This is a genomic window from Ruegeria sp. C5 (assembly GCF_056537605.1).
The window spans coordinates 230,251-242,557 of the sequence record NZ_JBQFRX010000002.1 but is presented as its reverse complement, the minus strand read 5'-3'; the positions used below and the strand labels follow the sequence as shown (position 1 = coordinate 242,557).

The window sequence follows — 12,307 nt, the reverse complement described above, 5'->3', positions numbered from 1 at the left end:
ATGAATTCAGGCCCAACTTGCGTAACAAGTCAGAAGTTCAGGATACGTTAAGAGTTCATTAACGAATTAATCTGAGCGGATGCGGGCCTAGGCCAACCCTTTGATGCGCTAAAAAACGCTGTACGTCAGTAGGTTATAGCGGGGTTTGAGCAAAAGATCGGTGCAGTTGCGCGTGTCTTCGCCAAATTTGGAATGTCGCAATAATTAACTTTGCATCATTGCCAGATCGAAATGTTAAGAAAGCCTCAGCCGATCCAGACCGGCTGAGGCGTTTTTTTGGTAATCAGGCGATGATCAGAGACCCCAATCCTGTGATTGCTGAGCCGTCAGCTCGCTGATGTGCTGCATGACATCGAAATGCTCATCAACACCCTGTACGCTGATCACCTTTTGGCCATTTGCCGTGACCCAGTGAGTGCTGGAACGCCATTCGATCTGAAGTTGATCCAGAGACGAGATCCCGAACCCTTCCAGATCGATAACAATCGAGTCGTCAGCCTCAAAATCCCGGATCACCTGACCACCATACTGGCTGCCCGGGCCGGTGATGACAAAAGTATCGCTGCCTTCGCCACCGAACATATTGGCAAACCCGGCTTCTGAAGACTGGTCTGCATCAAGGATGATGACGTCGTCGCCGTCTCCACCATTTGCATTGGTGATCATCGCGCCTTTGCGGATCACGATGGTGTCATTGCCGTCGCCGCCGTTCAGAGTAGCGAACTGATTGAGCGCACCGCCAACAATGTAGTCATCACCAGCACCACCATTCAGGGTCAATCCACCACTGCCGGTGTCGCCGATCATGTAGTCCCAACTATCGGTGCCATCTACGGTAACGAGCTCTTCGCCGACCTCGGCATCAATCCGGTTGCCATACTTCTCGAACCACTCCAGCGTGTTTGCACCAAAGGGCGGTTCGTAGACAACCTGATAGCCTTCTTCATCGTTGCCAACCAAGCTGCGCAGGTCGATGTATGACGGGTCAAATCCGTTCCCGTCATCGTCATAGCGCACGATGATCTCGTCTGTCAGCTTGTTGAACAGCACGATCTGGCCGTTTTCGATGCGGTGATCCAGATCAAACCAACCGGTCATCCCATAAGCGTCTAGATCGATCTCGATCCGATCGCCTTCATTGGCATCGAAATCGGTGATCGTGTTCTCGCCGCCGTTCAGAATGAAGGTGTCAGCTCCTCCGTTACCGGTCAGCACGTCTTTGCCATCACCCGAGGTGAAGACGTTATCGCCGTCGTCGCCGATGATCACATCATCATGGTCGCTGCCATAGATGTTCTCGACGCTCCAGAGCAGATCATAGCCTTCCTTGTCGCGAATCTCGTCATTGAGATCGAACGGATTGGCGCTGTTGCCATGCCAGGCCCAGTAATACTCACCGCTGGCATCTTCCGCCTTGTTGTTCATGTCGACATAGATGCCGCTCAGACTGTCACCATACCAGGCCGTGTCATTGCCTTCTCCACCATACAGCTTATTAAAGCCGCCACCGCCAGCCATGATATCGTCACCGCCAAAGCCGTAGAGAACATCATTGCCGTCATTGCGGATTTCGGCCTCGTTTCCGCCGTGGGTATCGCGCTCGGACGTATAGGCTTGCAGAACGTCGTTGTGGTTTGTTCCCAACTGACGATCCTCGTCATGAAAGCCGACCATCGAAACACCGCCGAACGCCCCGAATGTGACGAACTTGCTGGTTCCAAGACCTGCAAGGTCTTCACTGCTCAGGCCAAGGTCGATCTTTTGGCCCAAGCCATAATGCGCACCATCCGGCCCCGTGATCAGAGCAGTTTCTTTCAACCGTTGAATGAAGGCATCTGTGTTCTGCTGCGAGATACTTGTTGCGCCCGGAAAGATGTTCGACGCCTCATCCCAATAGAAGGTTGTAATCACCTTGAACTTGTTGTCGGCCGGATCAAGCGCGACCAGATCGAATGCCGCGCCATCAACGATCGATGCCTGCAGGTCCAGCGTTACTGGCCCCTCCACGTTGACTGGTACAATGATCTTGTCTTCAAGCGGGTTGAAGTCGAGGATCTCGACCAGAGACACCTTCGGCGGGTTGACGGTTTCGACAACCTGCTCCTCGGTCTTGAACATGTTCTTGATCCCGTCGATCAGGCCTCTGGCAAGGTTGATGAACAGCTTCGCGCCCGGCAGCATCTTGGCGAGTGCCAGATTACCTGTCTCTTCCAGCCACTCTTCGCCCAGACCATTCGATTGGTTATGGTTGGGATCATGAGTTGTTGGTTCAGGCACAGAGCCAATAACGAACGTGTCGGCCCCTTTTCCACCGTATAGCGTGTCGGCAGAGGTTTCGTCGATATGCCCGGTAAACAGGACATCATCACCGTCACCGCCGACAAGAAGGTCGTTACCAGTACCACCGTACAGTTTGTCGCCTTCATTCCCGGCAATCAGGATGTCATCGCCTTCGCCGCCAACAAGGATGTTCTTGCCTCCGCCGCCAATGGTCTTGTCGTTGCCGGATTCGCCGAACAGCTGATCATCACCTTCACCTCCATCGATGTAGTCGTGGCCACCGCCACCATAGATGACATCATTACCGCCATCACCGAACAACTGGTCGTTCCCACGGTAGGCGATGATGATGTCATCTCCGTCACCGCCCGAGATATTGTCCCGATGATGATAGTTGGAATAGTAATTCTTGATCGAGGTGCCGCCATCATAGTTATCCCAGTTTTCGGGGTTCCAACCGTGGATGACGTTATCTCCATCATTCCCCTCGATACGGGTGTAGATATATGTGCCCTTGCTTGGCCCGCTTGAGATGCGGCTCATCAGGTTTTCAAAACTCACTTCACCATCGGCCATATTGTATTCACCACGGGCTTTGACATCGCGGCCGACATAGGTGCCGCTGGTGTCATGCAGATGGGTCCCATATTTATCCCACCAACCGCTGTGGCCATCGCCAGGTGATTTACCACCGGTCCAGACGGGAATATCAGGTTTGTTGCTGGCCACAGTCTCGTCGTCCGAGGCTGAATCTTCCCAGACGTAGTCCTGCAATTCGCTGCTTTCTTCCGACAGCAGACTAACCGGCGGGATCACGATAGGATCGTCATCCGTTTCACCAAGACCAACCGATATTTTGAGCGTGCTCGCCGAGTTGGGCTGGAATTTTGATTTGCTAACATGTTTCATGTCTTTCCTCCTGTTTCCTGGATGGTCGACACCCGAGGTTCGGGCCCATACGCATCACAGATCATAGGAAAGATGTGGTTTTTCAGGCTGTTGATCTCAACAGGTGAAAGCCAGTTAAGTTGTTACAAAGTATGACAAAAATGGAATCCACGGCCTGAGAAAACCAGCAATCCGGCTAGCGCCTGTTTCAGGCCCCAGCCGGTGAGTTTGGTTTTCCCTTTGTTTGCCCGGGCGTCCGTTTCAACAGGAACTAAGACGCCCGGATTTTGGTTGTGCAGCGATAGATGATCGCTGAGTTTTCGCCCCACTTAGGCAACCATATCGACAAAGAAGCTGTCGGTCGGAACGGGGGTTCCGCAGATGTCTTCGCCGCCTGCAGTCGGTACGATTTCGCACAGCGGCGGAGGCGCCATTTCCGTCAGGTCATACTCATCCTCCGGTACTTCGGTGCCGCATTTGGGCAGCGGCAGGATCGGGGGTACAGCGATGACGTCATCACCCTGATCCAGAACGATCGGATCAAAGGGCAGCGGGTTCACTGCAACCAGATCTTCACCGTCCTGAGGCACTTCGGTGCCGCAACGGGGATCAGGCATGATCGGGGAAACTGCGGTCACATCGTCACCTTCACCAGCAGGAACCGCACCATAAGGCAGCGGGGCTACTGCGATCAGGTCTTCACCATCCTGCGGAACCTCGGTACCACACCGGGGGTCAGGCATGATCGGGGAAACTGCGGTGACGTCGTCACCTTCACCGGCAGGAACCGCACCATAAGGCAGCGGGTTCACGGCAACCAGATCTTCGATGGGATCGGCAACCAGCGGATCAATCGGCAACGGATTTACAGCCACCAGGTCTTCACCATCGTTTGGCACCTCGGTTCCGCACTTTGGAAAAGGCTGAATCGGGGGCACGGCGATGACATCGTCGTTGGCTTTCTCGAAGCTCGTAGCGGTTACATGTTTCATTGTATTTCTCCTTGTTACACACTTTGTTTAGCACCCAAAAAATCTTAGAAACTTCCTCCTCGGGTATAACAAAAAGGTGGTTATCCGGCCCCTTCATTACAACGCGAAAAAGGGGTTAAATTGTTACAAAGTATGACAAAAATAGGCTCTTAAGCCGGGCATCATCTCTTTTCACACAGGAGCGCCTCCAAGATGTTAACCAGCACCCGCTCAGGTACCACCAACGCCCCTCCTCGCCTTCAGGATCGAAAAAACCAGCGCCATTTCTGGCGCTGGTTTTAGCTGTTTCTTCCTATTGGGCAGCTCACATCATGGGATCGATCAGACCTCCCGGAACGTGGTCCGGATTTGCTTACTGAGAGGATCAAGAAGGTACTGTAACAGTGTCCGTTCGCCGGTTTCGATGAAGACGTCAGCCGGCATACCCGGCAGCAGGCTCAACTGGCGGTCAGACAAAAGTCCGACAGCCTCCTCGCTTAGAGCAACCCGCGCCTCGTAGTAGGGTAAGCCAGTCATCTGATCTGTTTTCAAATCAGCCGAGACAAACTCAACGTGCCCATCCAACCGAGGGGCAACATGTTGATCGAACGCCCCGATCATCACGCTCGCAGCCTGGCCCAAGGCGACATTGTTGATGTCCTGTGGCATGACACTAGCGGTCACCACCAACCCGTCATCCTCGGGCACGATCTGCATCAGCGTTTCGCCCGGAGACACTACGCCGCCGACTGTATGCACCCCCAATTCATGCACGATGCCATCCGCCGGAGCCCGAAGGTCAACCCGCGCCAACTGCAACGCGGCCGCGCTCCGACGTTCTTTCAAGCCATCCAGTTCGACCTCCAGCGAGGAGATCTCGTTCATCACCTGCTCGCGGAAGGTCTTTTCCAGTTGCAGGATATGGATACGCGTCTCGCTGATACGACCACGGGCGACTGCGATCCGAGAGGTCAGGCCGCCACTATTACCGACAAGACTGCTTCTTTGACGCTGCAAAGTCGTCACCCGGGCACCAGGTACTAAACCCTTTTCAAAGAGCTGCGTCAGACCCTCCAATTCGCTGTCGATCAGTTTGATCTCTTCTTCGGAAGCTTCGCGCTGCGCCTCCAGGCCCACAATTTCCTGCTCTGCCTGTTCAATTTTCTCTTCCAAGGCCGCGACTTCACCATCCTGCGACAGACGACGTGCTTCCATCACCGCGCGCTGCGTTGCGAGTGCGCGGTCAACTTTGTCTTCGTCTTTTCGGGCCGCAAGCTCCTCGGACAGTACGAGATCGTCCAGACCATCGCGCTCGGCCGTCAGACGAACTAACTGCGCTTCAAGCGCCACGAGCCTGTCATCGACCAAGGCTTGGCTGCCTGACAACAGCTGATCATCAAGTGTCAGAACAACATCGCCAGCCTCAACCCTATCTCCGTTTTTGACGTGAATGGCGCCGACAATACCTCCGTCGGGATGTTGCACAGCTCTGAGGTCGGACGAGACCACCACACTACCAGCCGTCACGACCGCCCCGGACATCGGGGCTTTCATCGCCCAACCACCGAATCCTATGGCGAGCACTGCAATTGCGACCAGACCAAAGCCGATGGATCGGGCAGAACGATCCCTAAACCCTTCGGTCTTCGTGTTGGAATTCTTGTTGGTATTCATGACTTCCTCCATTCATTCTGTTTACAGCGCCGGCCTGGGTCAGCCCGTGGCGGCAACGATTTCTGTTTGTTGGGGTTGTTCGACGGTCTTCTGTTCAGCGGCAGGCTGTGCAGCTCCGGCGGCGGCCTGATTGCGTTGACGCAACCGCTCCATCACTTCTGTACGAGGACCAAAATCTCCGGCGCGACCGTCTTCCATAATCAGAATCTTGTCGACTGAACCCAGCACGCTCGCCCGGTGCGCGATGACGATCACAATTGCCCCGCGTGCCTTGGCGGCGAGAATGGCATGGTTCAGTGCAGCCTCGCCCACGGCATCCAGATTCGAGTTGGGCTCATCCAGAACCACCAGAAATGGATCACCATAAAGCGCGCGTGCAAGGGCAACACGCTGTCGCTGACCACCGGACAAGGCCGCGCCACGCTCGCCAACCGAGGTGGCATAGCCGTCTTTGAAGCTAGCGATCAGTTCGTGAACACCCGCTGCCTTGGCGGCGGCAATCACCAACTCGTCCGTCGCCTCGGGATCAAAACGCGCGATATTCTGGGCGATCGTTCCGTCAAAGAGCTCAACATCCTGCGGCAGAAAGCCGATCTGGGGGCCAAGCTCCTCAGGCAGGTACTGGTCGATCGGCACACCGTCGAGACTGATGCTGCCTTTGGCCGCCGACCATGCACCAACAAGTGTGCGCGCCAAGGTTGATTTTCCGCTGCCGGTCGTCCCAATCACAGCCAGTGCCTCGCCTGCTTTCATATCGAAACCAACACCTTTGAGAACAGCGGCAGTGGCCATCGGAGGGGCAGCGATCAGGCCGTCAACGGTCAGCGACTTCTGTGCCTTGGGCATGGAAATACGACGGTCAGCTTCGTCACCAGAAAGAGTTTGCTTCAGCTGAGCCCATGCTTGCCGGGCAGCAACCAGATTGCGCCAACTACCGACCAGAGTCTCGATAGGCTGCAAGCCACGGGACATGATGACCGATGCCGCAACGATTGAGCCAGCCGATATATGTCCATGGATGGCAAGATAAGCGGCGACCGCAAGAACGGCGGACTGAAGTGCCAGGCGGAACACCTTGGTAAAGCTACCAGACACTCCGACAGTAGTGGCCGCCTTAGCACTCGCACCAAGGTGGAGATCATTCACATCTTGCCAGGTCTTGCCAAGATTGGACTGCATCCCCATCGCGCGAACCATTTCGGCATTCCGGCGGCCGGCTTCTGCCAGACGATTGCGCTTGGCTGAATGCTCAGACTGAACGCACGCGGCAGCGCGGACCTTGATATCCGTAACGATGGCAATGGCAACCAATGCCAGCGCGCCAATTACACCGACCATACCCAGCCACATGTGCATGGCAAAAACCAATCCCAGATAGACCGGGATCCACGGCAGATCGAACAAAGCTCCGGCACCCTGACCCGACAGGAAACCGCGAATTTTTTCGACATCTTGAATTGCCGCCGCAGGGTTGCCACCCGGACGGTTGCGCGACGGCTCGGACAAAGTGCAATCAAACGCTGTGCGGGCGAGCCTTTGTTCAAAGCGATGCCCCATGGCAACCAGCACACGGGTCCGCGCGCCGTCAATCAAGGCCATGAACAAGTACAGACCGGCGACAAGTGTGCTGAGCGCGACAAGCGTATTCACGCTTTGGCTAGACATCACGCGATCATAGATCTGAAGCATGAAAATCGGCCCTGTCAGCATCAATAGGTTCACAACACCGCTGAAAACGCCGGTGGCAATCAGATTGCCCCTCAGCGCGCGCCGGGCGCTGGCAAGTTGTGGATGAACGGATGAATGCTTTGACATAGCTGGCTCCCAATAAAAACTCTGTGGGTGATACTTGGAGACCAGCCGCCGATGCCCCAAGGGCTTGTCACACTTTGATTCAATTGACGAATTTGGCCGGTTGTTTACCGAGCTGACGAAGCCGGGTGCCCCGAAATGCGGTACCGGTGGGTGAAACCCCTTTGCATCATCAGCGGCATGGCGGTTGCAATTTCCGCTTGGGAATGCGGCGGTATTTGAATTAGCGTCCCAAGTCAGGGGGATGGGACAGGGAGCCTACGCGCAATGCGCTGGAATGATCTGACACTTCGAACACAAGTTATGAGCATCGTGCTTATCAGCTGGACGATTGTCGGCGTGTTCTCGGTAGTCACCGACGTGGTCCAGATCCGAAACTCTCGCGCTGAAGAGATCCGAAACAGGGGCGATGCCTTTCTTGCGCAGGTGGTTTCAACCCTGGCCCGCGTGCCTCCTGACAGCCGCTCCGAAGCAGCGCTTGGTTTCTTTCCTGCAGAATGGAGTGTCAGGGTCGGCACGCAGGATGCAGCAACCACTTTGGCCAATGGCCGCGACCGCCCGAATCTGGCTAACTGGCTGACGGCGCGGCTGGAACACCGCGGGATCGCCGTCGCGGAACTGTCCGTGGCAGACACGGTCGTTGACGCCAAACACGACCAAAGCGCGCTGTTGCAACTGTTCAAGAGCCACTCGGGCGAACCTATCGATGCAGAAAGCGTTGACGCGTTTCTGGTGAGCGTTTTTTCGGTCCGGCTCAAGGATGATGACGAATGGCTGAACTGCTATTTGCTCATGAAAAACAAGAACATCGTACCTTTGGTCATCGTTGGCTCAATCGACAGTCTGGTCGCGCTTACCCTGCTTTGCGCACTTGCGTTTCTTATTCAGAAAGTGATGCGACCGCTGAGCGCGATGGCCGTCAATGCCGAGTTGATCGGCCGGGGCGAAGAGGTCGGCCCACTCGTCGAGGCGGGTGCCATTGATATCCGCCACACAATTATTGCGTTCAATCGCATGGAAGCCCGGATTGTTCTGGCGCTTGAGTACAAGACAACCTTGCTTCGTAGCCTCGGGCATGACCTGAAGGGACCGATTGCACGGATGCACGATGCGATCCAGAAATTGGAACCAACAGCACCCAAAGAGCAACTGCTCAAGCGGTTGGAAACCATCAGCGATATTGTAAACTCCGTCACCAACCTCAACCGCGAAACGCATCACGATGGAGAGCTTGCACGCCTGGATTTGCGCTCACTGGTTGAGGCGCTTGTAGATGAACAGGTTGAGGCGGGTCGCGATGTGACCTGCACAATCGAACAATCTGCGGTGGTCAAAGGAAGACATAACGCGCTTACCCGGGTTCTTAGAAACTTGTTGGAGAATGCGGTCAAATACGGGGGTCGAACAAATGTCTCTTTGACCGCGTCGAACGATTTGGCCGCAATTCACATAGACGATGAAGGACCAGGTATCCCAGCCGAACAACTTGAAACAGCGTTTGAGCCTTTCCAGAGACTTGGAGCCACCGAACCCGGCACAGGCCTCGGCCTTGCTATTGTCCGGGCGATTGTTGTCGATCAGGGGGGCACTGTTACGCTTGAAAACCGCCCTAGCGGGGGCCTTAGGGCTAATGTGCTTTTGCCGCTTGATTCCGGAGTTCAGCCTGGACGAAAGATGTAACCCTGCCCCCAGACCGTTCGAATATATTCCGGATTTGATGGATCGTTCTCGATCTTCGACCGCAACCGTTTGATCAGAGCATCAACGCTCCTGTCCCCTGCTCCGCCATGCTGCCGCGTTCGAGCGACGGCAAGTAGGTCTTCCCGGGTGCACAACACGTCCGGATTTTCAGCAAAAAACCGCATGACGCGCACTTCACTTGAGGTGAGGGTGATGAGCCGACCATCCTCGCTTTTGAGATGCCGCTCGTTTTCAACAAGCTCCCATTCTCCGAACCGGGTAACCCGGGATTTTCCCTGCGTTCCACCAGCACGCCTGCGCAGCACAGCACGCACGCGCGCGAGGAGTTCCAACTCGTTGAATGGTTTAATGATGTAATCATCCGCGCCCAGTTCCAGCAGGGAAATCCGCTCGGCGTCGTCATCAATCGAACTGATCATGATGATCCCGGCATCTATGCGCGAAGCGATCTCGTGACATAACACCTTACCACTAGTTCCTGGCATCACGAGGTCCAGCAGAAACAAGCTGTAGGTTTCATCAGCCATCATCAACCGCGCAGCGGGTACATCTTGCGCGTGTTCGATTTTGTACCCTTTATCAGTCAGAAATGCACAAACACCCTGAGCAAACTCGATGTCATCGTCACAAATCAGAATGTGCTCATCATAGCCAGCGGATTGATCCGCGACGTCTTGCATAGCTCTTCTCCTCGGGACGATGCCTGTCATTACGATAACAACATTTGCTATTCGAAACTGTCAATGTTGCAGAGGACGATCAAACTGTCCGGTCCGCAGCGACCGCAATCGCCACTCATGGCTAAACCAGACAATCATCCACCGAGGCATTCCGGGCGATTGAAAAGTTTATCACGCCAAACAGCAAATTCCTCCCCCTTCCACCACTTTCCGCAGGTGGCTGAGTGCAACGAAGCAATCTTCGTCAGAGACTTGGTAGCAGGCCTTGAATTTAGTGTATCGCGTGTGCCCCGACTTAAGTGCAGTTTTGATCGCGACAGCAGGCTCTGAACCAGATTTGGGTGCTTCAGAAACTCTAAATCGTTACTGCTGCGTCCATGCTACGATAGGGGCTCCAAGTCCGACAGAGTAATATCGTAGTCAGTTTCCACCAGGGCTATCTACGGCCTTGCGGAAATCCGGCTTAGATTGTTTCGATTGTCTCCAGCCAGCGCTGCAGCGCCGCCGTGGTTTGCCGCGGTTGTTCCAGAGTTGGCAAATGCCCCGCGTGTTCGATGACTTCCAACCGGCTTTGCGGCAACAGGTCATGCATCAATTCGTGGCGTTCGACTGGGCATAACGCGTCATGACGACCGCAAAGGACCAGCGCAGATCCCTTGAAAGCGCGCAATGTGTGACTTTGATCCGGGCGATCTCGTAGGGCCTTGGATTGGTTAACAAAAATCTCCGGCCCCAAGGCCATAGCCATATCCATGCATAGGTCCAGAATTGCCTGTCGATCAGGGCCATCGGTCAGATAGTTGGGCTTCATTTCCTCGGCCATCACATCGCGTAGCCGACCGTTTTTAACCGCCTCAATCTGGGGCTCACGCCTCGCCTTGACCTGATCCACCTCTGCCAGCGGGTTGGTGTCCATCAACGCCATCCCCGCTACACGCCCCGGTGCTTGCCGCAGTATTTCCATCGCAACAATGCCTCCCATGGAAAGACCGGCCAAGGCGAACCGGTCGGGCGCATGACTTAAAACCTCGGCGGCCAGAGCCTGCATCGTATCATGTGCACCAATGGGGGCGACAAATATCGGATATCTGCCAGACAATGCACCAATTTGCGGCGAGAATAGCCGAGCATCGCACATCATGCCCGGCAAAAGGACAAGTGGTGTCATTTGACCAGAGCAGCCCCTTCGGCCAGCGCACCCAGTTTGGCATAGGCGATATCAGGATCGACAGCGCCAAACCCCGCAAAGGTGCCGAAACCGCAATCCGATCCGCCGATCACCCGCTCCGCTCCCACGATGTTCACGAACCGCTCAAGACGTTGCACGACCAGTTCGGGGTGTTCCACAAAGTTTGTGGTGGTATCGACCACACCCGGCACAAGTACCTTGTCATCCGGTATCTCGGACTTGCGGTCGCGGAACACCGTCCATTCATGTGCATGGCGCGGGTTCGAGGTTTCAAACAGCACATAGCGCGACTTGGTTGACATCAAAGTCGAGAACACCTTGTCCATTCCGATATCGCAGCAATGCGGACCTTCGTAATTGCCCCAGCAGATGTGAACCCGAACCTTGTCGGCGGGCACATCCTGCAATGCATGGTTCAGCGCTTCGACATGCATTTCGGCAATACTGACAAATTCCTCGTCAGAAAGATCGGTGAACAGCATATGGCGCGACAGGGCAAGATCGGGACAATCCAATTGAATATCCAGGCCCGCCGCGACGATGGTTTCATATTCGGATTTCATCGCATCGGCCAGCGCGGCCAGATACGCCTCGCGCGTCGGGTAATAGTCGTTCTGCAGAAAGAGAGAGATCACACCCGGGCTGGCAGCATTCATAAATCCGCGCTCAATCCCGTGCTCAACCATGGCTCTTTTGAGGTTGTCGATATCCTTCTGCAACTCGCCCTGCCCTTTCGAGCGCACATCGCCTACGCACATGGGCCGCGCGTATTGCGGAGTTCCGCCATCATTCGCCAAACGTTGAAGAAAGCCCGGAAACATCTTCAGATCAGCCGGAGCGTTGCGCGGGCTGTCGCCTGCAAACCCGGTGTAGCGGTCCTTGACGTAGGTCGCGTAAGAGATTTTCGAAGTCTCGCCATCCGATACAATATCGATCCCCGCTGCAGCCTGTTTGCCTACGGTCTCGGACACCGCGTTCGTCATGCAGGCATCAAAATCTGACTGATCGAACGGTTCCTCCCGCTCACGCGCGAAGATGAAATCGACGACTTCCTGACTGCGCGGCAGACTTCCCACATGGGTGGTTGAAATTCGGGTCATCTTGTCATCTCC

8 protein-coding genes are annotated in these 12,307 nt (G+C 55.2%); 1 reads left to right on the top strand and 7 read right to left on the bottom strand.

The features are described 5' to 3' along the window. Nucleotides 1-294: 294 nt before the first annotated feature. The 4 genes from ACR0AW_RS09100 to ACR0AW_RS09085 all read right to left on the bottom strand — a co-directional run bounded on the left by ACR0AW_RS09100 (nt 295) and on the right by ACR0AW_RS09085 (nt 7,628). Nucleotides 295-3,189 carry a hypothetical protein gene (locus tag ACR0AW_RS09100; RefSeq protein WP_170732648.1) on the bottom strand — a complete coding sequence of 965 codons (2,895 nt, stop codon included), beginning with the start codon at nt 3,187-3,189 and terminating at the stop codon, nt 295-297. A gap of 308 nt (nt 3,190-3,497) precedes the next feature. Continuing rightward, the gene (locus tag ACR0AW_RS09095) at nt 3,498-4,160 is read right to left on the bottom strand and encodes a hypothetical protein (RefSeq protein ID WP_170732647.1); all 663 of its coding nucleotides are present in this window, start codon (nt 4,158-4,160) and stop codon (nt 3,498-3,500) included. Nucleotides 4,161-4,481: 321 nt separating this feature from the next. Next, the gene (locus ACR0AW_RS09090) at nt 4,482-5,813 is read right to left on the bottom strand and encodes an HlyD family type I secretion periplasmic adaptor subunit (protein WP_170732646.1); all 1,332 of its coding nucleotides are present in this window, start codon (nt 5,811-5,813) and stop codon (nt 4,482-4,484) included. A 39-nt stretch (nt 5,814-5,852) separates the two neighbouring features. Beyond that, nucleotides 5,853-7,628: a type I secretion system permease/ATPase gene (locus tag ACR0AW_RS09085; RefSeq protein WP_170732645.1), complete on the bottom strand. Its 1,776-nt coding sequence runs from the start codon at nt 7,626-7,628 to the stop codon at nt 5,853-5,855. Between the two features lie 300 nt (nt 7,629-7,928). Here ACR0AW_RS09085 and ACR0AW_RS09080 point away from each other — a divergent pair, with 300 nt between their 5' ends. Next, entirely contained in the window at nt 7,929-9,305 is a 1,377-nt protein-coding gene (locus ACR0AW_RS09080; RefSeq protein ID WP_170732644.1) for an ATP-binding protein, read from the top strand. Here the strand turns inward: ACR0AW_RS09080 and ACR0AW_RS09075 are convergent. From ACR0AW_RS09075 to ACR0AW_RS09065, 3 genes are all read right to left on the bottom strand, one after another. Then, a complete protein-coding gene (locus ACR0AW_RS09075; protein ID WP_170561885.1) occupies nt 9,284-10,006 on the bottom strand; it encodes a response regulator in 723 nt (240 codons plus the stop codon). The two genes, ACR0AW_RS09080 and ACR0AW_RS09075, sit on opposite strands and share 22 nt — an antisense overlap. A 463-nt stretch (nt 10,007-10,469) precedes the next feature. Next, nucleotides 10,470-11,174, bottom strand: coding sequence for an alpha/beta fold hydrolase (locus tag ACR0AW_RS09070; protein WP_170732643.1), 705 nt, complete (start codon nt 11,172-11,174; stop codon nt 10,470-10,472). Continuing rightward, nucleotides 11,171-12,295 (bottom strand): cobalamin-independent methionine synthase II family protein, encoded by a 1,125-nt coding sequence (locus ACR0AW_RS09065; protein WP_170732642.1) that lies wholly within the window; start codon nt 12,293-12,295, stop codon nt 11,171-11,173. Before ACR0AW_RS09065 ends, ACR0AW_RS09070 begins: the two co-directional genes overlap by 4 nt. Nucleotides 12,296-12,307 lie beyond the last annotated feature (12 nt).

Excerpts from the sequence above, each read along its gene's own strand:
- ACR0AW_RS09100 (WP_170732648.1), bottom strand. The coding sequence starts at position 3,189 with ATGAAACATGTTAGCAAATCAAAATTCCAGCCCAACTCGGCGAGCACG.
- ACR0AW_RS09095 (WP_170732647.1), bottom strand. The coding sequence starts at position 4,160 with ATGAAACATGTAACCGCTACGAGCTTCGAGAAAGCCAACGACGATGTC.
- ACR0AW_RS09090 (WP_170732646.1), bottom strand. The coding sequence starts at position 5,813 with ATGAATACCAACAAGAATTCCAACACGAAGACCGAAGGGTTTAGGGAT.
- ACR0AW_RS09085 (WP_170732645.1), bottom strand. The coding sequence starts at position 7,628 with ATGTCAAAGCATTCATCCGTTCATCCACAACTTGCCAGCGCCCGGCGC.
- ACR0AW_RS09080 (WP_170732644.1), top strand. The coding sequence starts at position 7,929 with ATGAGCATCGTGCTTATCAGCTGGACGATTGTCGGCGTGTTCTCGGTA.
- ACR0AW_RS09075 (WP_170561885.1), bottom strand. The coding sequence starts at position 10,006 with ATGCAAGACGTCGCGGATCAATCCGCTGGCTATGATGAGCACATTCTG.
- ACR0AW_RS09070 (WP_170732643.1), bottom strand. The coding sequence starts at position 11,174 with ATGACACCACTTGTCCTTTTGCCGGGCATGATGTGCGATGCTCGGCTA.
- ACR0AW_RS09065 (WP_170732642.1), bottom strand. The coding sequence starts at position 12,295 with ATGACCCGAATTTCAACCACCCATGTGGGAAGTCTGCCGCGCAGTCAG.